We start from the raw sequence: 26,785 nt of genomic DNA on the forward strand, positions 1-26,785 counted from the left end.
AACACAGCAGACAAGAGACCTACCGTGGCTCTGGACAGCCTGGGCTGCAAGCTGAACCAGGCGGAAATCCAGCAGCTTGCCCGCCAGCTGGCGGCGGCTGGCTATAGAGTGGTCGACGGCGCGGCAAAGGCGGATATCTATATCCTGAACACCTGCACGGTCACCCACGTCGCCGACCGCAAATCGCGGCACCTGTTAAGGCTGGCCAGAAAGCGCCATCCGGCGGCGCGGCTGGTGGCTATCGGGTGCTATGCCCACCGCGCCCCGGCCGAGCTGGCGCAAATTCAGGGGGTGGAGCTGGTGCTGGGCAACGACCGTAAAATGGAGCTGTTGGGCCTGCTGGGAGACGACGCCGCAGCGGAGCATAGGGTAAGTCCGGCGGCCAGCCCCAGGGAAACCGGGCGCAACCGCGCTTTCCTCAAGATACAGAGCGGCTGCCGCAACTTCTGCGCCTACTGCATCGTGCCGCTGGTGCGCAGTAAAGAAGAGAACGTTCCGGCGGAAAAGGTGGCGGGACAGGTCAAAGAGCTGGCGGCGCAGGGCTGTAAAGAGGTGGTGCTGACCGGCACGGAAATAGGCGCCTACCACAGCCGGGGCGTCAACCTGGAGGGGCTTATTAAGCGCATCCTGGCGGAAACAACCGTAACGCGCCTGCGGCTCTCCTCATTACAGCCGCACCAGGCAACCCCGTCATTGATCGGGCTGTGGCGGGACGCCCGTTTGTGCCCGCATTTTCACCTGTCTTTACAGAGCGGCTCCGATACGGTGCTTAAAAGAATGAACCGGAAATACACCGCCGCCGACTTCCTGAAAACAGTTACGCTTATCCGGGAAAGCGTGCCGGACGCGGCCATCACTACCGATATTATCGCGGGGTTTCCGGGAGAAACGGACGCGGAGTTTAAAGAAACTCTAGACTTTTGCCGCCGGGCAAAATTCGCCCGGATGCACGTTTTTCCGTTCTCCGCGCGGCCGGGCACGGCGGCGGCGACCATGCCATCGCAGATAACCGCGGAAATAAAGAAAGAGCGCGCGGACGCGATGCTGGCGCTGGCCAGGGAAAGCGCGCGGGCTTTTCAGCAGCTATTTTTAGGCCGGACGCTGGAGGTGCTCTGGGAACAGGGGAGGGGCGGCATATGGTCCGGCCTGACCGGCAACTATATCAAGGTTTACATAAGAAGCAGGAATGATTTGGCTGACAAGATACAGTCGGTGAAACTGCAAAAGCTTTACCGGGACGGGGTGTGGGGGGAGTTACCCTAAAGCCTATTTCTTCAGCTGGCGGGTGGGATTAACGGACTCGCAGGGGACTTTGGTCTGGCACAGACCGCAGCCGAAAACGCTGATATCCAGGTCATACTCCCCGGTGGTATGATAGCCGATTTTGTGTAAATAGCCGCTGCACCTGGTCTTATCGTGGCCTTTTTCCGAGATGGCCTGCGCCGGGCAACGCTCGATGCAGACGCCGCACTTTTCCTTGACGTATAACAGGCAGTTGGCGTAGGGGCCGGCGGCGGCGCGGGGGCTGGCTGGTATCGCCAGGCCGGTTATCACGCTGCCGCAGCGGTGGGCGATGCCGCGCTCGGTGATAAAGCCGTCAGACAAACTGAAAGTGCCCAGCCCGGCGGCGTAGGCGATGTGCCGCTCGGACCAGCTGGAACGGATGTTCCCGGCATCGGTGAAAATCTTGAGGTGCCCGGGTAAAGCCGGCGCGGCCGCCAGGCATCCCCGGCCGGTGAGATATGCCACTACGTGGCGGCGCAGGGCGTCATTGAAAACTTCCCCGTACCAGCGGGTGTGGGACCAGGGACGGGAGGGGCGGAGCGTCTCAGTGCGATTGGTCAGGCGGGTCTTTTTCGTGATGGGCAAAATCCAGGAGATAACGGTCAAACGCTCCGGCAGCTCTTCCGGGGTCTTACCGGTAATCTGGGCCAGCGCCTCGCGGGGGGTGAGGTGCGTGTCACCGATAATGGTCTTATACTCCTGGAAAAGGGGGTCGGCGCCGTCAGCGAACTGCACCAGCGGCTCGTCGAAAATAGGGCCGGCGGCGGCGGGGGGCAAACGGTTGAGCGGGCTTTGCCGCACGAACTCCTTGATTTCCGTGATAATGGCGTCAGCGTGTTTATCGGTCATCGGCGTACAATCGCGGACAGCGGCAGGGCGCTTAAGGCATTACCGGGCGGTTTTCCAGAATCTTGCGCAGGGTGCGCGTGGGCATCAGGAAATCGTCCTCGGTAATATACATGGTCCCCACGATGCGCATTTTTTCCAGCAGCGTGTAGAGGTTGATGCCCCACCCTATCCCCCAGAACGCCCCGGTAAAGATGCGGCCGTCCTCCGCGTTCCAGAAAATTTCCATCAACCTGGCCGCGGTAGGCGCGCGGAAGTCATAAGGGATAACGCCCAGTTTACCGTGCCAGCGCCGTTCCGCGCGGGGTTTTTCCAGCTCCTGGCACAGCGCCGCCAGCGTGACGGTAATCACCGTCGCCCCCACCAGCCTTACGAGCCACTTTCCCATAATAAGAGCCTTTCCCTGACCTTTCTAAGCCTATTATACAACAGCCCGCGGTGAAAAAAAGCCCCGGAAAAGATAAATTGGCAAATGTTATATATTTTCTATAAATATGCTATAATTGGGTATAATTCTGTGACGCCCCCCTGATAACCCAGGGGCACGCTCTCTCAGGGTAAACATCTTACCCGAATTTTTTTCATTTCCATCCTTCTCAAGGGTGAAAGTGTTTTAATCGCCGGAAAGGCAAGTATATTTGGAGGTCTTGAAATGAGTCCGAAAATGAATCTGGAAGAGTTCGTCAAAACAGCGGAAAGAATCCGGGAGAAAGCCAAAGCCGAGGGACGGCTGCTGGACAACCCCTCTGACGAGGTATTGCGCGGGCTGGTGGCTAAAGAGGAGGGCGTGGTCAAGACGATTTATAATAACTTCGTGGCGCAGAGCGAGCCTACCTCCCGCTCGCAGCAGTTCACTAAAAACAGCGTGGATGACGCCTTCGGGGAGGACGAGCTGAAGCTGCTGAAAAACTGCGAGGCGGCGCTGGCCAAAGAGCAGATTATTTCCGTCGACCGCATCGTGGGCAACCCGTCCGGCGATACGGTGGTCCGGCTGCTGGTGCCGGTCAAGTTCGCCCACGTGGCTTACGGCGGCCAGAACCTCTTCGCGCCGGTGAAAAAACCGGTGACTCGGCCGGACTATACCATGGTCTTCTTCGGCGATGTGGCCTGGGAAACCAACAAGACGAAATCACTGCCTCAGAAAGATATCACCATCCGCCTGGCTTTGCTAGATGACGGGCGGGCGGTCAAGATAATCCGCAACAGCAACTACATCGGCGAATACAAGAAGGGCGTGTTCGCCTGTGAAGACTGGGCGTCCAAGACCCGCCGCGGCGGCATTTTCCTGCACGCCGGCTGCCGCGAGGACTATTTGCAGTCCGCCCACGGCATCTATAAACCGGTGCGCACTTTGCTCGTCGCCCTGAGCGCCAACGGCAAGACCACCACCACCTGCAAGATTCTCGCCCGCAAGGGCATGGAGCGCTCCTGGCTGGTGCAGGACGACGGCGGCACCCTGATGCCGGACGGCTCTTTCCGGGGGTTCGAGGCGGGCGGGGTGTTCGTCAAGACCGAGGGCGTCAACCCCGGCGAGCAGGTGGAGATTTTCTACGGCCTGCTTAAAGCCGAGACGGTCTGCGAGAACGTTTTTGTCACCGAGCAGGGCGATTTCGACTTCGAGAATTTCGAGCGCACCTCCAACGGGCGAGCGGTGGTCAGGCGCAGCGACTTCATGCACGCCAGCACCCATATCGATATCGAGTCCGTGGATAACATCGTCATCATCACCCGCGGGCCGATTATCCCGGCCATCTGCAAGCTGGACCTGGAGCAGGCGGCGGCGCTGATGGTGCTCGGCCAGGCGATGGAATCCTCCGCCGGCGACCCCACCCAGGCGGGCAAAATCCGCACCGAGTTTTTCTACGACCCCTTCGTGGCCGGGGATCGGGCGGTGCACGCCAACCGGTTCTATGATATCCTGACCAACCTGCCTCACGTGAACTACTACCTGATGAACACGGGGTCGGTAGGGGAGGGCTACCACTTCAAGGACATCGAGGTAAGCCACACCATGAGCATCCTGGACTCCCTGGCGCGGGGCGGTCTGGAGGACTGGGGGACATCCCCATCCGGTTTTAAAGTGCCTTCCTCCATCCGCGCCGTGGACGATATCCTGGTACACCCGGAACGGCTCTATTCCCGGCTGGACTTCGAGACCAAGCAGAGAGAGCTGAACAAAATCCGCTACGAGGCGATAGAGAAGGTAGGCCCCAACCTGAACGCCAAGGTAAGGCAGGTCTTTGGGAACTATAAATAATCAAATCAAATAAACAAAGGGATCAATCTTAGTAGTATTATTGAGTTTTGATAGATTTGGTGTGACGCCAGGTAAAAAAATAAAAATCAACCAAATCGAAGCATAGGGAAAACACTCGATGGTTTAGGTAACATTGAGTCAATTAGCTATGCCTACGATAACACAGCGTACTTAAATAATCCTTTACTTCAGTGGATGGATATCCAAACAAGTGTGCCATTTCATGGTTATCTCTGTGACCGGAAAACAAACACCTATAATCTTCAGCTAGTATTTCTTTATCACAATACTCCCACTTGTTATTATGTGGAACAACCATTGATGGATCAAGCCGCCTGATACGGTAATAAACCCATGGGACACGTTGCTTAATAATGTCATCTTCCGTATCAATACGATCCAACATGATCAAATATCCTAGTGTCCAATTATGCCCATATTCATGGGCTAAAACCATTTTCATAGATTCAATGTCTCTGAGAAAATAGCTGTTAAGTGTTATCACCGTCTCAAAAGCTCGAACTCGTCCTTTTTCTCTTTTAAATCTACCTTGCCACAATCCTGCATACCATTCGGTTTCATCTCCTGTCGGGGGATTGGATTCGATTAATATCCGCGATAACCACCCCATATCTCTTAGTGCTGTGCGGCACTTTTCTACTAAATATCGTTTTAGTTCATCATGTTCTTTCGCGTTTAAAACATGGCCTTTATCTATAATATCAATATCAGGTAACATTATTTGCCCTCCCCTAAATAAGGTTAGTGCTACCCAAGTAATAAGAAAAGGCGACCTTGGTTCCAAGATCGCCTTTAGTACCTTACTTACTCAACTATTACAGATAAACATTAACGCTATTTTTTCTCAAAATCTTGAGGCCGAAAAGGTCCTGTAGAAACGTATACCCAACCATCATCATGCTTTTTTTGAACTTTCTTGTGTAAGGTCGTACTTTTTTTGGTTTTGCTTTTTAGCTCTTTTTTCTTTGATTGGCCCTTAAGAGTGTTATCTAACAGAACCTCAAGCTCTTTCACATCTTTTTTTGCGGCCTTGCCGTTTTCAATGAATTGTTTTAAACCCGTTGCTTTTACAGCAAACATCACTTATTCCTCCACTAGTATCGGCTATTAACAAAATGTTAATGCCGACTGAATGAAGCCGGCAAAACTAACGGGTGAATGGTCAGCAGATCGGAAATAATTGCCTGCTGTCCCAAACAACCATTACATTCTATTGTAAAGCTATACATAACTAATGTCGAGACGATGAGAGGAAACGTAAAGATAACTAGCCATAAGGAGACCTAACCAGCTTGAAATATCTCATCCTATCTGTATTATACTACATATCTATCGCTGTTATACAATCATGTAATGTTGCTCAGTACCTAACGGCTAGAACTGATGTACTACGCGATATTTTATAAGAGTGAATGAAAAATATCAATCAAATCATGGCACTTGAGTTGTTGTGTTATATGCCGTGCCTCCGCTTACTCAATTCACTTTTTCTCCCACCCCAATCTTCCCCTTTCCCGTCCCGCCAAGCGTACCTTTCTTGACATTCACGCCCCATATTATATAGACTCTCTTTAGTTTACGCCGTACATTATTTTACTGGTACACTATTTTGAAAGGAGGCAAGGCGCAAAACATGGGTAAATATGATGGCCAGTTTATCTGGGACTACAAGCAGTTCCCGCCGGAATTCTGGGAGAGAGACAAGCAATCGCCGCTGAAGGGGCACCACCTGCTATGGATGGACGGGGAAAGGGTGCCGGGCGCTTTTTACATGGAGACGCACTGGTTCTGGGATCTCACCGGCGAGATGCCCCCGCCCCCGGATGGCGTATCCGCCAGCCACCACCATGACTTCGATGAGATACAGGGTTTCTTCGGCAGCAATATGAAAGACCCGTGGGACCTCGGCGCGGAGATAGAGTTCTTCCTGGAGGGCGAGGCGCACACCTTCACCAAAAGCTGCTTTATCTTTATCCCCCGCGGCATGGAGCACCTCCCCATGACGATCAAGCGCGTCTGGTCGCCTTTTATGTGGCTGACCGGCGGTAACGGCAAAACACTCGACTGGAACGGCGCTCCCCCGCCGATGTGAATCTGACCTGGAGCAAAGCCCGGAGGCCCGCCTGAAAAACGGGCCTCTTTCTTTAGGTGGGGGGTGGGGTAAGTGCGACTACAGACTGGCGCGCCTGGAGGGATTCGAACCCACGACCCCCGGTTCCGAAGACCGATGCTCTGGTCCGCTGAGCTACAGGCGCATGAAGCTAAAATGAGGTTTTGCTGTAAGACATAATACCGGCTTGCTGCCAAATCTTTTCAATAGCCACTTTATTATGCGTTATTCCCATTAGCTCGTCAAACCTCTTTATAGCGGCTTTTTACGTCCTTTACGAATACAAAGAAGCTTTAGCCCGGGCAACTCCCAGGACCGCACTGAGAGAGTAATCAGTGACATGGTAGTTCAGGGTACCGATGTTACCGAGGAAAAGCTGAGGAAATCTATCAGCGTGAGCTAAAAAGAGTTTCCCGAAAATTCACTCACATGAGGTATCACTCTTTCCTGATGTATTTTGGTTGGAAAGCAATAGAGGTTTACACCATATTCAAGTCCTTGATAGAATATACAGTTTTTAGAAAAACAGGCGTGGTCAAATACCTTGCCATCCGGTTTATTAACCCGGCCGGACCTTGAGGGGTTCGACCGGGTTAATATTTTGAAACAGAACAACTATAAGCTTATTGGTATTGCTCTATTATTTTTTGGGCAGTGAATTTACTAATAGAGATTCTATGTCCCCACGCGAAACATCGACGTGATACATCACTTTGTAGTAATCCTGGGCGACGTCAATGAGGTCAAAGTCGCACAAATCGGGATAAAGAAGGTATGCCATCCAGTATAGTCCTATAAACCGGTTTACGGAAGGCGGCCTGTCCGCCCAGCTGTAAGGAATACTCGGCATTTCGTAAACACGCCCGTTCTTGACAGCGTCTATATTAGCCCAGTTGGCGTCGGTAATAATCTTGTCATAGGCGCCGCCACTCTGGACAATAATAACCTCCGGATTCCAGTTCAACACCTGTTCCATCGAAACGGAAGCTTGTCCGAAGCCGGAGAGAGCTTCAACTTCAGCGATATTTATCGCGCCGGCTTTGTTAAAAACAATCGAGCGGTTGGAGACTGCGGGTTCAGTCGCCAGACCATCGGCACCCTCCGCATAATATAGAGTCGGGCGGTCTTCCAGAGGGACCTGCGCGGAGATAGCGTTTATTGTTTCGATTATGTTCGCGCAATAATCGGAGAGCTTTTTAGCGTCGTCTTCACGCCCGAGCATGCGGCCTAATAGTTCGTACGATTCAGCGAAATTATCCATGTCAAGATTGAAAAGAACTACCGGGATTTCCAATTGTGCTTGAAGCTCATCAGCCGATTCTATATCACTCTGGGTTATTGTTTGTGTAGAACCGGAGAGTATCACTTGAACATCCCCCGCCTTGATTGCTTCAAAATTTAGCGACCCCTTGCCGGATAGCGTGCCATAATTCGGCAAATCATATACAAGGGGAGAAAGGAATTTTTTGTCTTCATCATCGAATGTAGTTGGTGTCGCTGTCACTTTATCGGGGGCAAGGGTATACAAAAAAACATCGGTATGAGTGCCGGTCGCATATAACCGTTCGAGCTTGTCCGGCGCCGGGATGGTAACCGTCCTGCCGCCCATGTCTATTATTTCAACGGTTGCCGGGCTGCTCGCCGCCGGGGTTGACGGCTGACTGGTCTGCTCCTGCTGCGCGCATGATGGGAGCAACAGGGAAAGCAAGAGGACTGCGAAGATGAGTATTAATGTTAGTTTTCTTTTCATGTTTATCCTGCCTTTCAAAATAACAATTCAAACAATTTGCTTTACGGTCTGCTCACATTTATCTATCCATCCTTTCAGTAATATTCCGGACAGCGGAATTTCCAGCATGATATTTTCTGATAAACCGGTGGCAACCGGGATGCGGCCGCGTGTGCGTCACACGTCGTGTCCATCGGTATCCCTTAGCTCCGGAACGGGAATACAGACGGTTGTATCGCAGCCCGATGAAATATTCACGTCTCTGACCTTGATAACCATGTTGTAGGTGTCCCGCATTGTTTGCTCGTTAACTACCTCGCGCGCCTGCCCCAGCTGAATTATTTCCCCGTCCCGCATCGCGATAATCCTGTCCGCGCAATACAGTGCATGATCAGGGTTATGCGTTACCATGAGGATGCTCATCCCGTCTTTGGTAAGGCGGAGCATGTGCGCTAAAACAAGATATTGGTTCCCATAATCAAGACTGGCCGCGGGTTCGTCCATGATGAGGATATCAGGTTGCTGCGTCAAGGCACGGGCAATAATAACCATTTGACGCTGCCCGCCGCTCAACTCCGTGTATTTCTTGTCGGCGTATCCCAGAATGCCGAGACGGGACATGGATTCTTTAGCGATACTTATATCCTTTTTGGTGGGATTACAGGTCCTGCTCAAGTGCGGCGTACGGCCAATCAGGACGACGTCCATGACGGAGAAGGGGAAGGGAGGGCTGTGCGTCTGCGGGATGTAGGCAATCTTCTTGGCGAGCTCGCGCTCGTCCATCTTATGGACGCTTTTCCCGTAAAGCATCACGGAGCCTTTTTCCGGCTTGAGAAAACCGAGCATTGTCTTCAGCAGCGTTGTCTTGCCGCAGCCGTTGGCGCCGATAACGCAGATGAATTCGCCGTTTTTTACACCGAACGAAACACCATTGAGCACCTTATGCTTGCCGAAACTGAAATGAACGCCTTCAACCTTAAGCACCGGATTCCCCCTTTGCCCTGTATTTATAGATGAAGTAGAAGAAGGGGACTCCCACGAATGACATCAGTATGCCGATAGGCAGCTCTACCGTAAACGTACATCTCGCGATATCATCGACAATAAGCAAAAAAGTCGAACCTAATATCAAACAGGTAGGAATAAGGCGCTTGAAATTGGGCCCTACGAGCGCGCGCCCCATGTGAGGGATTACCAGGCCGATCCAGCCCACCATGCCGGAGATAGACACGCTGGAAGCTGTAATTAACGTTGAGGCGATGATGGTAAGACGCCGGATCCTTTCCGTTTTCACGCCGAGGCTTTTGGCCTCCTCTTCGCCAAAGGAAAGCACGTTCAGGTGCCATCTCACGCTAAAGAGAATAATGAAGCTAATGGCCATCGGCAGAAGGATACTTAAAAATTTAGTGGTGTTAATTGTGTTGAAGCTGCCCATAAGCCAAAAAGTTATTTGCGGGAGCTTATCAACGGCATCGGCTAATATCTTTAATGCCGATGTGCCGGCAGAAAAAAGCGAACCTATCATAATACCGCCGAGCACAAGGCCTAAAATGGGATCACGGCTAAATTTTTTCGTGGCATTCGTAGCTATAGTCACCGCCAATATACCGCTGCAGAAACTAAAAAGCTGCACAAACGCCGAGGGCATATCCAGCAGCATGGCAACACAGGCCCCAAAAGCTGCGCCAGCCGATGCGCCCAGGATATCCGGCGAAACCAGGGGGTTTTTAAACATTCCTTGAAATGATGCTCCCGCCATAGATAGGCCTCCACCAACGATAAGGACCGTCAATACGCGGGGCAGGCGTATATTGAATAAAACTGTTTCCATATTGGCGTTGGCGATTTTGGCAGGATCCACAAAATGATAAAACAACGTGTGTAAAAGGTCCGGTATTGAAATCGGGAACTTGCCGATTGAGAACGAAACCAGAAATGCCAGAACGGGAAAAACTAGCAGTATCGGCCATTTGTCTGCTATGTGTTCTTTCCAATTAACAAATAAAATTTTGTATTTGATACCCGGTTTGCCGGCTTTAGGCTCTTGATTACCGGTCATTTGTTCCTTTGTGAAGAATAATCCACCGACCTTGTTCTTCATTTTCAATGATTTCATAACTAATTGAGTGTTTTTGAAACAATCTTTTCAATTTGTCCATAGGTACACCGGCGATGCGCTTGCCGATACTTTCATGCCAGTCCGGTTTGATTTTTTCCATTTTGGCTCGAATGGATGCGGTGAGTTCACTATTTCCGAGTCCTCCGCCTATGTAGGTCTTGCCATTCGGCGAGAGAACCCTGTATATTTCCAGGAATGCTTTTTCAATATCTTCCCAAAAATGGTATGACCCGCGGCTAACTATCAGGTCTGCGAAACCGTCAGGGAAATCCATTTTATGGACATCCTGCTTGATAAAAAAGGCCCTATCGTGAAGCCCCCATTCTTCAGCTCTTCGTTTTGCTATCTTCAATGCCGTTTCATTGATATCGATAAAATAACCCTGATGGCGCGTTTTCTTCATAAGGGCCAGGCCAAGATGACCGCCGCCGCAGCCGATATCAATCATGTTGCCCGCGGCGCTATTTGTGCGTGTTAGGATATCGATGGCGATTACGTCATATATCGGGAAAAATACGTTCTGCGCGATATCATCAAATTTAAAATCAGGGCCTGTCCACTTGCCTCCTTCGGTATTTGAATTTTGCATAATACACCCCATTATTTCGGCTCTGGTATGACTGATGAATGTCAGAAAATCCTAAGACTATAGATCATTGCTCTTGTGCGCAACTATTATTCATCTGATATTGGAATGTATGCTAAGCCACGAAGCAGTTCCACTTCTATCTCTCCACCCCTGGTAACGTATTCGTTGAGCTTGGTCATGTATTGCGCATTCGAGGCAATACAGCGCCACATGGGTATCTCCCGTATGCTATATGGGGTCGCCCAGAACCCGGCGCCGTCTTTTTTCCGGGTTACCTCAACCATGACGAGCATCGATACCATATCGCTTCCCCGCAGTTCTCTGGTAAGGGTGGCCTTAACGGTTTGTCTTTGCTGTTTTGGTTGTTTCAGGTAATAGGAAACGAGGTAATTGATACACCATTCGAGGCCGTGATAAGCTGCTATAAACGGACCCGGTAAATTGATAACCGGCTTGCCCTCCACCATTGCCGCACACAAGGGTTTGCCGGGTACCGCCTGCGAGCCGTGACACAAAACTTGTCCGCGCCGATGAAGTAATGTGGCCGTGCAGTCTTCATCTCCTTTGGAAGAGCCGCCGCTTATGACAACGATGTCAGATTGCTTCAATGCACCGGTTAATGCTTGTTCCAACGACTCGTCATCATCGCGTACTATTGGAAAACACCATGGTTCGGCGCCAAACTGTCGTAGCGTTTCACGAACCAGCAGGCTGTTCGTGTCAATATTTTTACCACGGCTAACCGGGGTGCCGGGCGCAATTAATTCGTCGCCGCTTGGAATGAAAGCTACCGTCGGCTTTTTCAGCACCTCTATTTTTTGCACTCCGCCCATTTGCAGTCCCGCCAGGTCTTTTGGCCGCAGCGGCAGGTAGGCTTTGATGATGGGGTCGCCCGCTGTTATCGTGCTGCCCGTGGGCCGCACATTCTTGCCCGGAGTCACCTGGATACCTTCATGAATGGTCAGCTTGCCGTCCTTACTGATATCCACATCTTCAATCATGATCACCGCATCGAAGGCGTCATCAAAATCGTCTCCCGTATCGGCGCGGACAAAATCTCTGCCGGGAATCCATGAAGACGTATCAGGTATCCCGTGCAAAAACCTTGAGGATGCCACGGCAACACCATCTCCGCCGGACGCCCGAACCATGGGTAGTGTCACCCCGGCCAAAACATCGGCCGATGGTATCCTGTTCATGGCTACGTCCACGGGAATAATTTCTGTTTCCCGTTTAATTTTCCAGTTATCCGTGATACGCTTGATAATTTCCTCTCTCGAAGGTAAGTTGTTATACGTTGGAATATGTTTGTTACTCATACAGCCACCTGACAATTTTTATATTTTTGTTACCCAAGAACTTAATGAAAACAAGTTTTTGTATTCGGATCAGCGCCAAAGCAGCTGGAATACGTTTGCACGGGGAAATATTGATAAAGAGAGGAGCTATCGTTGGCAGGCATGGCCATTCTTCTCCCGGAAGCTGAGTTGACAGTTGCTCCGGAGAGAAGGAACTAATACGAAAAGGGTGCCATACTCGGGAGTGGGAGAAAAAGAAACGGATACGGTGAAGGGACGCGTGTATATTGTCTGTAATACGTACATGCCAGTTCCTCTTTTCCACCCGGGAGGCAACGCCGTTTCCAGCAGTACCGTCGATCCTTCTGGGGAAGGATACCGACTGTTTCCCGTATCCCTGGAACGGGATGTAGGGAAAACAGCTCCGGAGAAACTACTCTAGTATAGCTTGGTATTTATATCGCTGTCAACATAGCGCTATATAAAGGGACTTTAAAAAATAGCTTGTATGCAGGTTATCTGTCAAAAGCAGACTTCTTCGTGGCTAACAAACTGAGTCGGGGAAGATAAAACGGTAGCTCTTTTTGCTAACAATTTGCTAACTAACGCCGTGATATGGGTTAGCACAAGACAACATTTTAGCTTTAAGATAGATTTTAGGGCGACAAACCAAAAACACCATTTTGAAGGTAAAATTACAGTTTGGTATATCTCATGCCAAATCCGAAGGCCGATGCTCTGGTCGGCTGAGCTACAGGCGCACGTACTCTGCTCAATTATGGCACAGGACTGCCGTTTAGAGTGCTTGGGGTGGGGCGCCGGGGTTTGTTACTTGTTACTTGGTTATTGGTGTTTAGTTTTTGGGGTGGGTGGAGGGATTTGAACCCTCGATCTTCAGGGCCACAACCTGACGCCTTGGGCCTCTGGGCTACACCCACCGCGCGCAAACCTCTCTCATTATAGCGGAAAGTGAAGCCTGCCTTCAATGGGTGATAATACGGCCGCTTACCATGAGCGGTGAAAAAACCGCTACTTGTCGCTGAACTCCACGATAGTCACCCCTTCTCCCCCCTCCCAATTATCCCCCGGCCGGAAAGACCTCACGATGTTGTGGCGGCCCAGCTCCCGCCGCACGCTCAGGCGCAGTGTTCCCGTCCCCTTGCCGTGAATAATTTTTACCTCACTGAACCCCGCCGAGTAGGTGTCATGCAGGAAGCGTTCCAGGCGGGGAATGGCTTCGTCCACGGTCAGGTAGCGCAGGCGCAGCTCGTCCGGGGCGGGCGGTTCGGAGTAGTAGTCTTGTTCTTTCATGGTTAGTGTACAGTGTTGGCGCAGGGGAGTAGTTTACAGTAAACGGTTTTGGGGAAAAGGGGAGGGGCAACTAATAACTGTATACTGTCAACTCTCAAACTTCCTAAAAACAAGCACCGAGTTGTGCCCGCCGAACCCGAAGGAGTTGGAGATAGCCGTTTTGACATTCGCTTCCCGGGCCACGTTCGGCACATAATCGAGGTCGCACTCCGGGTCCGGGTTGGTGAGATTAATCGTCGGCGGGATGATGCCGTACTGCAAAGACAGGATGGTAATTACCGCCTCGATGCCCCCCGCCGCCCCCAAAAGGTGCCCCAGCATGGACTTGCTGGCGGAAACGGGTATCTTCCTGGCCCTCTCCCCGAAGACGCTCTTAATCACGTTGGTCTCCGTGCGGTCGTTGAGCAGGGTGGCGGTGCCGTGCGCGTTGATGTAGTCCACCTCCTCCGGCCGGATGCCGGCCCTGCCCAGGGCTATACGGGTGGCGTTGACGGCGCTGGCGCCGTCCGGCGCGGGCTGGATTAAATGGAAAGCGTCACTGGTAGAGCCATGCCCCGCCAGCTCGGCCAGGATGGGCGCGCCGCGCGCCAGGGCGTGTTCGGCATCTTCCAGCACCAGCACCCCGGAACCCTCGGACATGACAAAGCCGTTGCGCTTGGCGTCGAAGGGTCGGCAGGCCTCATGGGGGTTATCGTTCTTGGCGGAAAGCGCCCGGATATTGCTGAAAGCAGCGATGACCACCGGTATCAGCGGCGCCTCGGTGCCGCCGGCCACCATCGCCTTGGCATCGCCGAGGCGGATGATATTGTAAGCCTGCCCGATGGCGTCACTGCCGCTGGAGCAGGCGGACGAAATGGCGAAATTGACCCCTTTGGCTCCCAGGATAAGCGATACCTGCACGGAGGCGGCGTCACCGGTCATGGTGGGAGCGAGGATGGGGCTGACCCGGTCCGGCCCTTTTTCCGTCAGCACCTTGAACTGCTCGGAGACGGACAGCAGCCCGCAGACGCTGTTGCCGATAATCACGCCGCAATCGTAAGCGTTGCCGGCGCTGATGGTCAGCCCGGCCATCTGTACCGCCTGGAGGCTGGCCGCCACGGCGAACTGGGTAAAGCGGTCCATACGCTGCACCTGCTTGTGGCTAACGTACAAACCGGCGTCGAAATTCCTGACCTCACCGCCTATCTTGGTCTCAAAGGCGGTCGTATCGAAGCTGGTGATATAGTCGATGCCGGACTTCCCCGCCACCAGCGCCGCCCACATATCGGCCACATTATTGCCCACCGGGCATACCGCCCCCACGCCCGTGACCACCACCCTTTTACGTTTGTAGTTATCTTCCGGACTCATAAATCAGTTTCACGCGATACTTTCAGAATTGAAGTTTACAATCCGTAGTATATCAGTAAAATACGCCGCAAACAATACAAAGGCATAAAATGTATTCAAGAACATAAAAAAACCGGAGGAGTTTTTAGTTCCCCCGGTTGAGAATCCTGCCATTGATAAGCTATTTTTGCAGCAACACCAGTATTCCTGCCGTACCGGTAATCGTCAGTTCCTGTCCGCTGATTTTATAGCTTTGGGCTGACTCCAGGATTGTTAAGAAGGTGCTTTCTTGGTTCATCAGAGGCTCCGGTCCGCCTAACAGGGTCAACATGATGTCTCTTACGGTCAGTTTGGTTCCGTTAACCGTATAGTCGCCGCTGTATCCGTTGACACCGCCGTTCCCGCCGACTTCTTTCTTCTCTTTATCGAATGTCAGCGTGGTTTCTTTATCCGGCAGGGCCGCCGTAAGCTTGCCCGGGTCGCCGTAAGACTTCAACGTCCAGGTGACGCCGGTGAGCGGGGCGGTATCGGTCGCTTTAGCGCAGGAAAAGCCGGCCAGGACGGTCAGGGTGATGATGGCCAGAATGGCGCTGATTTCATAAAATCTGTATTTTATCATCATGTTTACCCCTTCACACTAAATATAACGGTTGGCCTCGGAAAAGGTTAGGACATTTGTCACCACCAGGCTGAAATAAAATTTCACCTCGCCCTTTTGAGTCCCCCCTTTCCCCCAACTGTTGACTGTAAACTGTTAACTACAGACTTAAAAATAGAACTTGTGTTTCAATTAAAAAAGGTGGTAAAATACAGGCTGGAGGTCCAGCCATGCCGTCAGATTCCATCATCGTCAAGGGCGCCCGTGAGCACAATTTAAAGAATATAGACGTGGTTATTCCCCGGGACAAGCTGGTGGTCATTACCGGCGTATCGGGGTCGGGGAAAAGCACGCTGGCTTTCGATACCATCTACGCCGAGGGGCAGCGCCGCTACGTGGAGTCGCTCTCCGCCTACGCCCGCCAGTTTTTAGGGCGCATGGAAAAACCGGACGTCGATTACATCGAGGGCTTGAGCCCGGCGGTTTCCATCGACCAGAAAGGGCCGAGCAAGAACCCCCGCTCCACCGTGGGCACCGTCACGGAAATCTATGACTATTTACGGCTGCTTTTCGCCCGGGTGGGGCATCCCCACTGCCCCCAGTGCGGCAGGGAAATCACCATGCAGTCCGTCCAGCAGATAGTGGACGCCGTGCAGAAACTGCCGGAAGGCTCCAAAATCATGATAATGGCGCCGGTGGTGCGCGACCGCAAGGGTGAGTACCAGAGCGTTTTCGACGACCTGCGCAAGCAGGGCTATGCCCGCGCCCGCGTCGACGGGGAAATCCATGACCTCTCCGACGATATGCCGCTGGACAAGTACAAGAAACACTCCATCGAGGTGGTGGTGGACCGGCTGGTGATAGGGGACAGCGGCAACCGGACGAGAATTTCGGACTCCGTGGAGACGGCGCTCAAGGCGGCCGGCGGCATGGTGCTGGTGTCTATCGTGGGCGGGGAGGAAATGCTCTTTTCCGAGCACCTGGCCTGCGTCCACTGCGGCATCAGCCTGGGGGAAATCGCCCCCCGCACCTTCAGCTTTAACAATCCCCACGGCGCCTGCCCCGCCTGCACCGGCCTGGGCTTTAAACAGGAAATCGACCCCGATCTGGTGCTGAACCGCGAGCTTTCCGTCCGCCAGGGGGCCATCAAGCCCTGGGCGACGCATAACTGGCACCTCTGGCGCATCCAGCCGCTGGCGCGCAAGAACACCTTTTCCCTGGATATGCCGGTGAAGAACCTCACCGACGAGCAGGTGCGCGTCATCCTTTACGGCGAGGGCGACCAGCGCACCTACCGCAACCGCTTCGGGCGGACGGTACGCGTTTCCGATGGCTACGAGGGCGTCATCCCCAACATGGAAAGGCTTTACAAGGATACCGAGTCCGAAATGTCCCGCCAGAACATCGAGCGGTACATGGTGCTCAAGCCCTGCCCGGAATGCAAAGGCAAGCGCCTCAAGCCGGAGTCGCTGTCCGTGCTTATCGGCGAAAAGAACATCATGGACGTTACCGCCATGCCGGTCATGGGCGCGCTGGACTGGGTGGACGCCATCGCCAAAGACATCCTCTCCGAGCGGGAAATGATGATTGCCCAGCAGATATTAAAAGAGATAAAGACGCGGCTCGGCTTTCTCAAGGACGTGGGGCTGGACTACCTCTCTACCGACCGCGCTTCCATGACGCTGAGCGGCGGGGAGTCCCAGCGCATCCGCCTGGCCACCCAGATAGGGAGCGGCCTGATGGGGGTGCTTTACGTTTGCGATGAGCCTACGGTGGGCCTCCACCCCGCCGACGATTACAGGTTGATACATACCATGCAGCGCCTGCGGGACCTGGGCAATACCATTTTAGTAGTGGAGCACGATGAAGCCATGATGCGCGCCGCCGACCATATAATAGACATGGGCCCCGGCGCCGGCGAGCACGGCGGCTACATCGTCGCCACCGGCACCCTGGACGACATTATCAAGAATGAAAAGTCGCTGACCGGCCAGTACCTTTCCGGCGCCAAGGTGATACCCCTCCCGGAAAAGCGCCGCCCCGGCAACGGCAAGGAGCTGGTCATCAAAGGCGCGCGCCAGAACAATTTAAAAAATATCGACGTGACCATCCCGCTGGGCAAATTCGTCTGCATCACCGGCGTTTCCGGCAGTGGCAAAAGCACTTTGGTGGACGAGATTCTCTACCGCAAGCTGGCGCAGATTTTCTACCGCGCCAAGGAGCGCCCCGGCGATTGCGATGAAATCACCGGGCTGGAAAACATCGATAAAGTCATTAATATCGACCAGTCCCCGATAGGCCGGACGCCCCGCTCCAACCCCGCCACCTATACCGGGCTTTTTACCCAGGTGCGCGACCTTTTTGCCGCCGTGCCGGAGTCCCGTTTGCGCGGCTATGGCCCCGGGCGCTTTTCCTTTAACGTCAAGGGCGGGCGCTGTGAAGCCTGCGGCGGGGAGGGGTTCATCCAGATAGAGATGCAGTTCCTGCCGGACGTCACCGTACCCTGCGAGGTCTGCAAGGGCCAGCGCTATAACACCGAGGCTTTAGAAATCAAGTTCAAAGGCAAGAACATCGCCCAGGTGCTGGACATGACGGTGGCGCAGGGTTTAGAGTACTTCGAGAATTTCCCGGGCATCAAGAACAGACTGCAAACGCTAAACGACGTGGGGCTGGGCTATATCCACCTGGGCCAGCCGGCCCCCACGCTTTCCGGCGGGGAGGCGCAGCGCGTCAAGCTGGCCACGGAGCTTTCCCGGCGCTCCACCGGCAGCACGCTCTATATCCTGGACGAGCCTACCACCGGCCTGTCTTTCGAGGACGTGGCGGCGCTGCTCACGGTGCTGCAAAGGCTGGCGGAAGCGGGTAATACCGTGGTGGTCATCGAGCACCACCTGGACGTGATTAAAAACTCGGATTGGGTTATAGACCTGGGGCCGGGGGCGGGGGATAAAGGCGGCTACGTGGTGGGCACCGGCACGCCGGAGCAGATAGCCAAAGTAAAAAAGTCCGCCACGGGGAAGTACTTGAAGCGGGTGGTGTAGGAGGGACGAGGTTTTCAGGAAGGAGAGGGCAGCCGATGCAGAAATGGTATCATGAAGATTGGTGTTTTAAAATCCAAGTGGTAAGAGTCGGTAAAGAAAATAAAGTTGAAGAATGTCGGCTGGGGCTTGAACCCGGAGATACTTTCGAATGTACATATGGTACGCCGGCAAGTTTTTGCCCAACCTCTTTTATTAAGATATTCCCGGCCTTGGAAGTCGTCAGGTGTGGCGGCGATCTGCGAAATCTTGGCGGTGGAGGTCCCTTCAAGACAACCTTTGTTTGTCCCGATGGTGTCGTATTGTTCAAAGTTACTGGTGAGCGGACGCCGAAATAAGGAATGCCCCCCAATCTCGTCCCAGATTTTTTCCGTTCTGTCACCCTTATTCCCCATTGTCATTCCAGCGCAGGCTGGAATCCACTTTAAGATATTTTATCATATAGGTCTTTCAATGCCCCTCCCCTGGATTCTGGCCTTCGCCAGAATGACATCACACAATAGATTTTTCCATTGTCATTCCCGACCTGATCGGGAATCCAGTATCCCTTGCCAGTCTCTCCCTTGGGTAAAAATAGAATAAGAAGGTTATCCTGATCCGTCACCCCCGCTCATGTGTGGGTGTGGTGGGGATAGGGCATAGTACTAAAGTTAACGCCGGGGCAAGAAAAAAGTTCAAAATACGGCTTTATATGCGGCGTGTTTTTATGTATGATATATATATAACCGCATAACATAATATCATATAGAGTATTTACGCTGTTAAACAAACAGCGGGAAATTGATACAGAAAGGAAGATATCATGTACTATTGCCTGATGACCACCCTGACCAATGAAGGAAGAAAATCCGTTAAGAGGAACCCCGGCCGCATCTGGGAAGTCAACAAAGAAATAGAGAACATGGGTGCCAAGGTTATATTCCAGTACAAGATCCTGGGCCCTTATGATTTTATCAATATCATCGAGGCGGCCAACGCCCAGGTCATTTCCCGCGTGGTAATCGAGATTTGCTCCAGGGGCACTTTGGAGCCGATGCTGATGGGCGCCATTACCGTCGAAGATTTCGTCAAGGAAATAGAGACGGCTAAGAGCCTGGAAAAATAGGCGGCGCCGGCCCGCGCTGTCATTTAATAATATATTCCCCTCAATCCCCGCTAAAAAACCAACCCCCTTCCTTTTCAGGGGAAGGGGGAAAGGTTATTATTGCCATATTGCCGACGCCGGCGGCGGATATAGAATACCGTTTATTCTTTAGTATTCTTGTATCTGGACGTCATCCGGGAGCTCGAATGTGCTGTCCGGAATATCTGAAAAGCTTATATTGGTGAACTCGATGGTGGTGGTGCCGCTGGAGGTTGTCGTCTCCATTTTAACGGGGAAGCCCTTTTCTTCCCATATCCACATCTTGACGCTGCCTGCGCCCGGCTGTTCGTAGTACACTACCGCACAGACGTGCCCGTCTATAGTCTCGGTGCCGGTGACATTCGGACTGTAGTCCATAATATCGCTGGTGTCCTGCAGGTTGCCCGCGGGTACCATGTCTTCGTTCAGGGCTTGTTTGATCGCCATCTTCTGGTCCGGGTAATATATGTACATCACATTATCATCCGTATTAAAAATCATGATGACGGACATCCCTGACATGCTCATGTCTTCACGCATATTCCGGTTCTTCTGATATACGGTGGCCGTGATGCTTTGCTCTCCGTTGGCGTTAATCGTCATATCGTACTTGATAGAAATTAAGTCAGAGCCTTTGCCCAGGATATCGGCTAGTGTATTATCGTTCCCGGTGTTGCTCGTGGTCGGTGACGTGGTGCTCGCCGGTGACGTGGTGCCCGCCGGAGCTGTAGTCCCCGCCGGGCTGGTCGTCTTGGGCGGGGTCGAGCTGGTGGGGGAACCGCCGCCGCCGCAGGACGACAGGATAAACACCAGCGCCATCAGCGCACCGACGATAATCAGTAAATGCCTGTTTTTCATATGATATCTCCTCCTTTAATTAGGTCGCTTTTCGCGTTTCGGGTGAAAGCCGGTACAGCGCTGCCGTCCGGCTGTAGGGTGGGGGAAAAGTGTTTCTGTTGACATTATCAGGGAAGGAATCACGTCTTGTCAATTACTCTTTAGTAAGTGTTACAAAGTATCGCGTGCGTATAATAATTAATAAATTATTAAGGCGGCGGGCTTTTGGCCCGGGCCGGTTGCTTCCCGCCGCCGCGTGGTGTATATTAACCATCGGGAGGGGCTATGGACCGTAAAACCGCTCTGGAGTCTGTCCGGAAAAACGTCGCCAATGAAAACTTGGTGCGGCACATGCTGGCCACGGAAGCTATCATGCGCGCTCTCGCCGGGCGATTGGGCGGGGATAAAGAGGAGTGGGGGCTGGCCGGGCTGCTTCATGATATCGACGTGGAGCTTACCGGCGGCGACATGACTGCTCACGGCAGGCTTGGGGCCGACCTTGCCCGGGACCTGGGGGCGGGAGAGGCTATAGCCGCGGCCATCCTTTGCCATAACGAGGCGCACGGCGTACTGCCGCAGACGCTGATGGAGAAAGCCCTCTTTTGCGCCGACCCTCTTACCGGGCTGATTACCGCCGCGGTGTTGGTGCGGCCGGAGAAAAAGATTGCCCCGCTGGAAGCCCGATCCGTGCGCAAGCGGTTTAAAGAAAAGAGCTTTGCCGCCGGCGCCAGCCGCGAGCAGATAGCCCGGTGCAGCGCCATCGGCATAGAGCTGGACGAGTTTATCGAAATCGGCGTGACCGCCATGAAGGAAATCGCCCCGGAGCTGGGTCTCTAGAAAATCGCCGTTAAACCGGGTATCTGAAGTTTATCAGGCTCACGAAAAAAACATTGATAAACAGGTGGATGATGAAGGCCGGCCAGAAAGACTTGCCCCGGTAGCACACGTAGCCGAACAGTATCCCCGTGACAATGGTGCTCACTGTTTCCAGTTCCGGCTTGCCCAGGTGCATCAGCACGAAGGGTATCATTTGCAGCAGGATGCTGCCCTCATGGAATTTATCTTTCAGCCCAAAGAGCAGAAAGCCGCGGTACAGGAACTCGGACGCCGCCAGGCTGGCGCAGCTGGTCAGGGAATAGGTGATGAAGTTAAAGCCCGCATCCCGGTAGTAGCCCTGCAAGTCCGCGCTGAAGGAAGCGGCGAAAAGAATCCCCCCCGCCACCAGGCAGATAAGCGCCGTGGGGAACCACCACAAACGCGGGCTGCCCATGCCCAGCCCGAAGTCCCCGGGGCTTTTTCTTAAAATAATGAACACCACCAGCAGGGGAAAGATGCCGTAATAAAGGGTGGTGCTGACCCACTCGCTGCCGATGGGGCGGTAGCGGTCCAGCGTGAGAAACAGCGTGGCGGCGGTAACGATGACGGTCTCCCGCCCGTTCCTCTTAAAGAACTGCCCCAGGTCAACGAATTCCTGTGTAATGAAATGTAACATCTAGATTTATTTCCCCCGTCATTCCAGCGCAGCCGTGCCCCGTATGACAATCGGGGGCTGGAATCCATCATCAGGTCAAGAGGCCGTAAAGGTCTTTCCAGTCCGGATTGGCTTCTTCAATCAACCTTATTTTCCACTTTCTGTGCCAGGCTTTCAAATGTTTTTCACGCTGGATAGCCGATTCTACATTTTCGCATTGTTCGTAATAAACCAGTTGATGTACATTATATCTCCTGGTAAATCCTTCAACGAACCCGTTTTTATGCTCATAGACCCGCCTGATAAGGTCATTAGTGACGCCGATGTATAGCGTCCCCCTGGGCTTGCTGGCGAGAATATATACGAAATATTGTTTCACAGTCCCAGCCGTGGATTCTGACCTTCGTCAGAATGACATATTAAAACATGCTAGTAAAGTTGTCATTCCAGCGCAGCCGTGCCCCGTATGACAATCGGGGGCTGGAATCCATCATCGGGTTAAGATGGTGTACCGGCCTTGCCCGTCCGGGTTGACTTTATCAATCAGCTCTGTTTCCCACCCCTGGATTCTGACCTTCGTCAGAATGACATATAAAAACATACTTAATGACATAACACGTCAGTTCACGTTTATGGTGGAGCCGTCCGCCGTCTTGGTGACGTCGATGCGGGTGGGGAAGGCGTCCTTGAGCTCGTCCATGTGGGTGACGACCAGTATCTTCTCGAAGTCGCCCTGGATGGAGTTAATCGCCTCTTTTAGCTTCTCCATGCCGGTGCTGTCCTGCGTCCCGAACCCCTCGTCGATAATTAAAGTAGGCAGCGGCGCCCCGGCGCGCCCGGCCAAAAGCCGTGACAGCGCGATGCGCACCGCGAAGTTGATGCGGAAGGCCTCGCCGCCGCTGAACATTTCATAGTTGCGCGTCCCCAGCTCGTCCGCGATGGCGATATCCAGCGTCTCCTGCACCGTGCCTTTCTTGGTCTCCCGCTGCGTCTCGAATTTCACGTGCATGCGACCGTCGGTCAAACGCGCGAGCAGCCGGTCCGCCTCGGTCTCTATTTCCGGTAATGCCGCCTCGATTATCAGCGCCTGTATGCCCGCTTTCCCGAAGGCCTTAGCCAGCTCGCGGTAAACGGCCTCTTCTTTGGCCGCCAGCGCGCGCCGGTCTTCACTCTCCTTTTTCCTTGTTTCCAGCTCGTTCAGCCGTTCCAGACGGGCGCGCACGCTGCCCACCGCCTCCTGCGCCTGGGCGCGCCTCCCCGCGGCGACTTTATATTCCGCCTCGGCGGCGGCCAGCTCCTGCCGTACCCGGGGCAGGGTGGTGACCGCGGCGGCCAGCGACACTTTTTTGGCGGTGTCCTGCTGCAGGCTGGCCTGCAGCATTTGCGCGTTGGTCTGCGCCTTGGCCGCCGCCTCTTTCTCCTGCTCGTAAAGTCGCAGGGCCTCATCCAGGCGGTTCTTGTCCCGCTCGTAAGTCTCGTTAAGCTTCAAATGCTGGAGCGCCTGCTCGTGCCGGGCCGCGTCATAGCCCAGGCCGCCCAGCTCTTTCTCGATGGCGGCCAGTCCCTGCTGCTCGTTTACCGCGAAGTCCCCGCCCGCCAGCCGCTCCTCTACCTGCCCCGCCTCCGCCTTGAGGTCGGCCAGCTTGGCGTTGCCTTCCTCTATTTCCTTTATCTTTGTTTTAACGTACTCTTCCTGGCCGCGGGCTTTAGTCTTTTCCTGGTTCAGCGTCTCTTCCAGGGCGGCTATTTCCTTTTGCGCCGCCGCGTATTCCGCCCGCTTTCCCGCCAGGACTTCCCGGTTTTTCATCAGCAGGTTGGCCTTGTCCTGCCGCTCCAGGTCATACTTGGAGCGTATCAGCTCCAGCCCCTCCCTCGTCAGTTCCTGTTCGCAAAGCGGGCATCTGGCTTCCGCGTGGCTGCCCAGGTGCCCGGCTATGAGGTCCAGCTTTTCCTCCGCCTCCCCGATTTCCCTTTCCATACGCGCGTTTTCCGCCTCCAGCCGGCTGCCCGCCGACTGTATTTCACGGGCGGACTGCTGTTTTTGCTTGAGCGCTTCTTCCGCTGCCCTAAAGCCGTTTGCTCTTTCCTGCGCTTGGCCGAGCTGGGTTTTCAGGGCGGGGAGTGTCTGCGCTTTCTTTTCCAGCTCCTGGATGCTGTTCAGGATAACGGCGTGGCTGGTCAAAAGCTCGTTGCGGGACTGGTCAATGCGGCGTTCCACCTGCTCCCGCTGCTTTTCCAGCGCGCGCGATTGCATGGCTTTGCGTTCCAAGTCTTCCACCGACTTTTTGATTTCCGCGAATGTAGCGTAACCCGATTCGATATCCCCCCGCCGCCCGATTACCTCCTCGTACTGCCGCAGGCGCGCCAGGTGCTGACCGGCCTGCTCTTCCCAGCGCCGGAGGTCGTTGGCGCCGCTGACGAGCCGTTTTTCCAGCTCTTCCAATTGCGCCTGCCGGCTTTCCAGCGACTCCTTTTGCTGGCGTAAAGCGTTTAAAACGGCCTCTTTTTCCTGCGCGGTCCGGTCTATTTCCGCCAGCGCGGTTTGCGCCTGCGCCAGCTCCGCCGCGAAGTCCGGTTTGCGGGCCAGCTCGGCGTCTATGTCCCGTACGGCGCTTTCGAGTAATTGCGTGTCCGCCTCGTGCTTTTTGGCCAGCTCTTTGGCCCGCTCTTCCAGGGCGTCATAGACATCCAGCCCCAGGATGCTGCCCAGCACCTCCTTGCGTTTGGCGGGCGCCTGGCGGGTAAACTCGTCGGCGTGGCCCTGGCGCAGGTAGGCGCTGTTGACGAAGGTATCATAGTCCATGTGCAGCACCTCGATGATTTTCTGCTGCGTCTGGGCGATGGTGTTGCCGGTGATGGGGCGGAAGCCGTCCTCGCTCTTTACCTGGAACTCCAAAGACGATTGCCCCGCCGCCGCCCGCTTTTTGGGGCGGGTGCGCTTGCGGATGATGCGGTAAAGCTGTTCCCCTACGTTGAACTCGAACTCCACTTCCATCTCGTTCTGCGCGGCGTGGATGAGGTCGTCGTCGCTGTCGGCGCGGGCTTTGCCCCACACCGCCCAGGTCATGGCGTCGATGATGGCGGACTTGCCGTTGCCGTTATCGCCGGAGAGGCAGGCGAGGTGGATGCCGGTAAAGTCCAGCGCGGGCACGTTGTCCCGGTAGCACATGAAGTTGCGCATTTTCAGCCGGACGGGTATCATCTTTTAACGAAATCCCTCCCCTGTCTCCCTTTTTCAAAGGGAGAGGATGTAATAATATACCGTTTTATGCGGCGTAAAAGCCAATCTTTCCCCCTTTGGAAAAGGGGGAGTAAGGGGGATTTTAACGTTTCTCGTTCTTGACATAGCGCTGGGACGGGACGACGGTGAAGTGGAAGATGGGCCGGTCCACGCGCTTTAGGTTCAGCGGGCAGTGTACCAGGCCCGCCGGCACGAATATCATGGCGCTTTTGGTGATAACCTGTTTTTCGTCCCCCAGCCAGATTTCTATCTCCCCGCCGAGGTCGTTGGGCCGGGCGGCGTCGTTCCCGAAAAACCCGATTATCTCGTCGGTATCGTGCGTGTGGGGCTTGTCCTCCAGCGTCATGGCGGCTTTAAGGTACCAGGCGGTGTTCATGTTGAAAGCGCCGGGCGCCACATCCTTGTCCAGCCAGAGGACGCGCCTGGCGTATTTATTATAGGCCGCCGCTATTTTCCTCTTGTCTTCCGGCATTATCAAATCGGTAACGACGTACCGACTATATTCAGTAGCGGGCGTGTATTCTTTCACGGCTTTTTTGGTAATCCACTGGCCCTCCGTGACCACGGAGAAATGGAAAATGGGCTTATCCACTCGCCGGATGATGAGCGGGCAGTGTTTCATGCCGGCCGGGATAAATATCATGGCGCTTTTGGTGATGGTCTGCTTTTCGTCCCCCAGCCAGAACTCCACCTCCCCGTGCAGGTTATAGGGGTCGGCCGCGTCATTGCCGAAGAAGCCGATAATCTCATTGGTATCGTGCACGTGCGGCTCCGGCCCCATCTCGAAGGCCTTGCGGTACCACGAGCAGTTCATCTGGAAAGCGCCGGGCACCACGTTTTCGTCCATCCACAGGATGCGGGTGGCGAAGGTGGCGTACCGCGCGGCCGCTTCCGGGGGGAAAGGGGCTTTAAGCTCCGTGACCACGTATTTGCTGTACTCGGACATGTGAGATTCTCCTTTATTTCGTCTGGATGTACTGGCCGCCGGTGACCACGGAAAAGTGGAAAATGGGGCGGTCCACCCGCCGGATGATAAGGGGGCAGTGGTTCATGCCGGCCGGCGCGAAAATCATGGCGCTTTTAGTGAGCACGAACTGCTCGTCCTCCAGCCATATTTCCACCTCCCCGCCGAGGTCGTGGGGATTTTCCGGGTCGCTGCTGAAGAAGCCGATGATTTCATCCACGTCATGCTTGTGCGGTTCCGCGCCGTGGGTGGAGGGCTTTAAATACCAGGAACAGTTCATCTGGAAAGCCCCCGGCACCACGTTTTTGTCCATCCAGAGGATGCGGGTGGCGAACTGCTTGTACATTTCCACGAATTCCGGGCGGAAGTTGGGGGCCTTAAGCTCCGTAACGACGTATTGGGAGTATTTGGATTCCGGCATGGTAGTTACTCCTTGATTTTGTTGAGATATGGATATTGTAGCATGTTTTAGAGCCGACCTCACCCCCTATATTCCCCCTTGTATGTTTGAAAGATGGTAATATAAGCTTTAAAGGCACGGCAGACCGATTCCCCCTTGGTTTAATAAAACCGTTGGAGAGCGAGGGTCGCCGTGCCTGGACTTCCATTAGCCCGAACAG

Annotated in this window: 25 protein-coding genes, 2 tRNA genes and 1 riboswitch; of the genes, 7 read left to right on the forward strand and 20 right to left on the reverse strand. The window is 54.0% G+C overall.

The window, feature by feature from the left end:
- The first annotated feature begins 24 nt into the window (after window positions 1-24).
- Window positions 25-1,263, forward strand: a complete 1,239-nt coding sequence (gene mtaB, locus WC370_07550; GenBank protein ID MFA5309319.1) for a tRNA (N(6)-L-threonylcarbamoyladenosine(37)-C(2))-methylthiotransferase MtaB — start codon at window positions 25-27, stop codon at window positions 1,261-1,263.
- Window positions 1,264-1,266: 3 nt separating this feature from the next.
- Here the strand turns inward: mtaB and WC370_07555 are convergent, their stop codons facing one another.
- Window positions 1,267-2,133: a hypothetical protein gene (locus WC370_07555; protein ID MFA5309320.1), complete on the reverse strand. Its 867-nt coding sequence runs from the start codon at window positions 2,131-2,133 to the stop codon at window positions 1,267-1,269.
- A 31-nt stretch (window positions 2,134-2,164) separates the two neighbouring features.
- Window positions 2,165-2,518, reverse strand: coding sequence for a hypothetical protein (locus WC370_07560; protein ID MFA5309321.1), 354 nt, complete (start codon window positions 2,516-2,518; stop codon window positions 2,165-2,167).
- 264 nt (window positions 2,519-2,782) lie between these two features.
- Here WC370_07560 and WC370_07565 point away from each other — a divergent pair, with 264 nt between their 5' ends.
- The gene (locus tag WC370_07565) at window positions 2,783-4,387 is read left to right on the forward strand and encodes a phosphoenolpyruvate carboxykinase (ATP) (protein ID MFA5309322.1); all 1,605 of its coding nucleotides are present in this window, start codon (window positions 2,783-2,785) and stop codon (window positions 4,385-4,387) included.
- A gap of 142 nt (window positions 4,388-4,529) precedes the next feature.
- Here the strand turns inward: WC370_07565 and WC370_07570 are convergent, their stop codons facing one another.
- Together WC370_07570 and WC370_07575 are read right to left on the reverse strand one after the other, a co-directional pair.
- The gene (locus WC370_07570) at window positions 4,530-5,126 is read right to left on the reverse strand and encodes a hypothetical protein (GenBank protein ID MFA5309323.1); all 597 of its coding nucleotides are present in this window, start codon (window positions 5,124-5,126) and stop codon (window positions 4,530-4,532) included.
- Window positions 5,127-5,242: 116 nt separating this feature from the next.
- A complete protein-coding gene (locus tag WC370_07575) occupies window positions 5,243-5,488 on the reverse strand; it encodes a hypothetical protein (GenBank protein ID MFA5309324.1) in 246 nt (81 codons plus the stop codon).
- Window positions 5,489-6,041: 553 nt separating this feature from the next.
- Here WC370_07575 and WC370_07580 point away from each other — a divergent pair.
- On the forward strand, window positions 6,042-6,500 hold the full coding sequence (locus WC370_07580) for a hypothetical protein (GenBank protein MFA5309325.1): 459 nt from the start codon (window positions 6,042-6,044) through the stop codon (window positions 6,498-6,500).
- A gap of 86 nt (window positions 6,501-6,586) precedes the next feature.
- On the opposite strand, the gene WC370_07585 is transcribed toward WC370_07580, so the two are convergent.
- The 10 genes from WC370_07585 to WC370_07630 form a co-directional block, all read right to left on the reverse strand.
- A tRNA-Arg gene (locus WC370_07585) sits at window positions 6,587-6,663 on the reverse strand.
- Between the two features lie 495 nt (window positions 6,664-7,158).
- Entirely contained in the window at window positions 7,159-8,268 is a 1,110-nt protein-coding gene (locus WC370_07590; GenBank protein MFA5309326.1) for an ABC transporter substrate-binding protein, read from the reverse strand.
- A gap of 156 nt (window positions 8,269-8,424) precedes the next feature.
- The gene (locus WC370_07595; protein ID MFA5309327.1) at window positions 8,425-9,231 is read right to left on the reverse strand and encodes an ABC transporter ATP-binding protein; all 807 of its coding nucleotides are present in this window, start codon (window positions 9,229-9,231) and stop codon (window positions 8,425-8,427) included.
- Window positions 9,224-10,348: an iron ABC transporter permease gene (locus WC370_07600; protein MFA5309328.1), complete on the reverse strand. Its 1,125-nt coding sequence runs from the start codon at window positions 10,346-10,348 to the stop codon at window positions 9,224-9,226. The genes WC370_07595 and WC370_07600 overlap by 8 nt, the downstream gene beginning before the upstream one ends.
- On the reverse strand, window positions 10,296-10,955 hold the full coding sequence (locus WC370_07605; protein MFA5309329.1) for a class I SAM-dependent methyltransferase: 660 nt from the start codon (window positions 10,953-10,955) through the stop codon (window positions 10,296-10,298). The genes WC370_07600 and WC370_07605 overlap by 53 nt, the downstream gene beginning before the upstream one ends.
- A gap of 86 nt (window positions 10,956-11,041) precedes the next feature.
- Window positions 11,042-12,274 carry a molybdopterin-binding protein gene (locus WC370_07610; protein MFA5309330.1) on the reverse strand — a complete coding sequence of 411 codons (1,233 nt, stop codon included), beginning with the start codon at window positions 12,272-12,274 and terminating at the stop codon, window positions 11,042-11,044.
- 277 nt (window positions 12,275-12,551) lie between these two features.
- A riboswitch (molybdenum cofactor riboswitch) is annotated at window positions 12,552-12,694 on the reverse strand.
- A gap of 420 nt (window positions 12,695-13,114) precedes the next feature.
- Window positions 13,115-13,191 (reverse strand) — tRNA-His (locus tag WC370_07615).
- A gap of 91 nt (window positions 13,192-13,282) precedes the next feature.
- On the reverse strand, window positions 13,283-13,564 hold the full coding sequence (locus WC370_07620) for a Smr/MutS family protein (GenBank protein ID MFA5309331.1): 282 nt from the start codon (window positions 13,562-13,564) through the stop codon (window positions 13,283-13,285).
- An 87-nt stretch (window positions 13,565-13,651) separates the two neighbouring features.
- A complete protein-coding gene (gene fabF / locus WC370_07625) occupies window positions 13,652-14,914 on the reverse strand; it encodes a beta-ketoacyl-ACP synthase II (GenBank protein MFA5309332.1) in 1,263 nt (420 codons plus the stop codon).
- A 160-nt stretch (window positions 14,915-15,074) separates the two neighbouring features.
- Window positions 15,075-15,515 (reverse strand): META domain-containing protein, encoded by a 441-nt coding sequence (locus tag WC370_07630; GenBank protein ID MFA5309333.1) that lies wholly within the window; start codon window positions 15,513-15,515, stop codon window positions 15,075-15,077.
- Window positions 15,516-15,721: 206 nt separating this feature from the next.
- On the opposite strand from WC370_07630, the gene uvrA reads away from it, so the two are divergent.
- The 3 genes from uvrA to WC370_07645 all read left to right on the forward strand — a co-directional run bounded on the left by uvrA (window position 15,722) and on the right by WC370_07645 (window position 19,634).
- Window positions 15,722-18,532: an excinuclease ABC subunit UvrA gene (gene uvrA, locus WC370_07635; protein MFA5309334.1), complete on the forward strand. Its 2,811-nt coding sequence runs from the start codon at window positions 15,722-15,724 to the stop codon at window positions 18,530-18,532.
- A 35-nt stretch (window positions 18,533-18,567) separates the two neighbouring features.
- Window positions 18,568-18,867: a TIGR04076 family protein gene (locus WC370_07640; protein ID MFA5309335.1), complete on the forward strand. Its 300-nt coding sequence runs from the start codon at window positions 18,568-18,570 to the stop codon at window positions 18,865-18,867.
- Between the two features lie 464 nt (window positions 18,868-19,331).
- Window positions 19,332-19,634: a GYD domain-containing protein gene (locus WC370_07645; GenBank protein MFA5309336.1), complete on the forward strand. Its 303-nt coding sequence runs from the start codon at window positions 19,332-19,334 to the stop codon at window positions 19,632-19,634.
- Window positions 19,635-19,781: 147 nt separating this feature from the next.
- Here WC370_07645 and WC370_07650 read toward each other — a convergent pair whose 3' ends face one another.
- The gene (locus WC370_07650) at window positions 19,782-20,510 is read right to left on the reverse strand and encodes a DUF4412 domain-containing protein (protein MFA5309337.1); all 729 of its coding nucleotides are present in this window, start codon (window positions 20,508-20,510) and stop codon (window positions 19,782-19,784) included.
- Window positions 20,511-20,774: 264 nt separating this feature from the next.
- Between WC370_07650 and WC370_07655 the strand changes: the two genes are divergently transcribed.
- Entirely contained in the window at window positions 20,775-21,326 is a 552-nt protein-coding gene (locus tag WC370_07655; protein MFA5309338.1) for an HD domain-containing protein, read from the forward strand.
- A gap of 10 nt (window positions 21,327-21,336) precedes the next feature.
- Here WC370_07655 and WC370_07660 read toward each other — a convergent pair whose 3' ends face one another.
- The 5 genes from WC370_07660 to WC370_07680 form a co-directional block, all read right to left on the reverse strand.
- The gene (locus tag WC370_07660) at window positions 21,337-21,981 is read right to left on the reverse strand and encodes a CPBP family intramembrane glutamic endopeptidase (GenBank protein ID MFA5309339.1); all 645 of its coding nucleotides are present in this window, start codon (window positions 21,979-21,981) and stop codon (window positions 21,337-21,339) included.
- Window positions 21,982-22,051: 70 nt separating this feature from the next.
- On the reverse strand, window positions 22,052-22,339 hold the full coding sequence (locus tag WC370_07665) for a GIY-YIG nuclease family protein (GenBank protein ID MFA5309340.1): 288 nt from the start codon (window positions 22,337-22,339) through the stop codon (window positions 22,052-22,054).
- 240 nt (window positions 22,340-22,579) lie between these two features.
- Window positions 22,580-25,162, reverse strand: a complete 2,583-nt coding sequence (locus WC370_07670) for an SMC family ATPase (protein ID MFA5309341.1) — start codon at window positions 25,160-25,162, stop codon at window positions 22,580-22,582.
- Between the two features lie 121 nt (window positions 25,163-25,283).
- Window positions 25,284-26,147: a hypothetical protein gene (locus WC370_07675; GenBank protein ID MFA5309342.1), complete on the reverse strand. Its 864-nt coding sequence runs from the start codon at window positions 26,145-26,147 to the stop codon at window positions 25,284-25,286.
- Between the two features lie 13 nt (window positions 26,148-26,160).
- Complete coding sequence (locus tag WC370_07680) at window positions 26,161-26,586, reverse strand: hypothetical protein (protein ID MFA5309343.1); 426 nt, start codon at window positions 26,584-26,586, stop codon at window positions 26,161-26,163.
- Window positions 26,587-26,785 lie beyond the last annotated feature (199 nt).

It is taken from the genome of Dehalococcoidales bacterium, assembly GCA_041652735.1.
Classification (GTDB): domain Bacteria; phylum Chloroflexota; class Dehalococcoidia; order Dehalococcoidales; family RBG-16-60-22; genus RBG-13-51-18.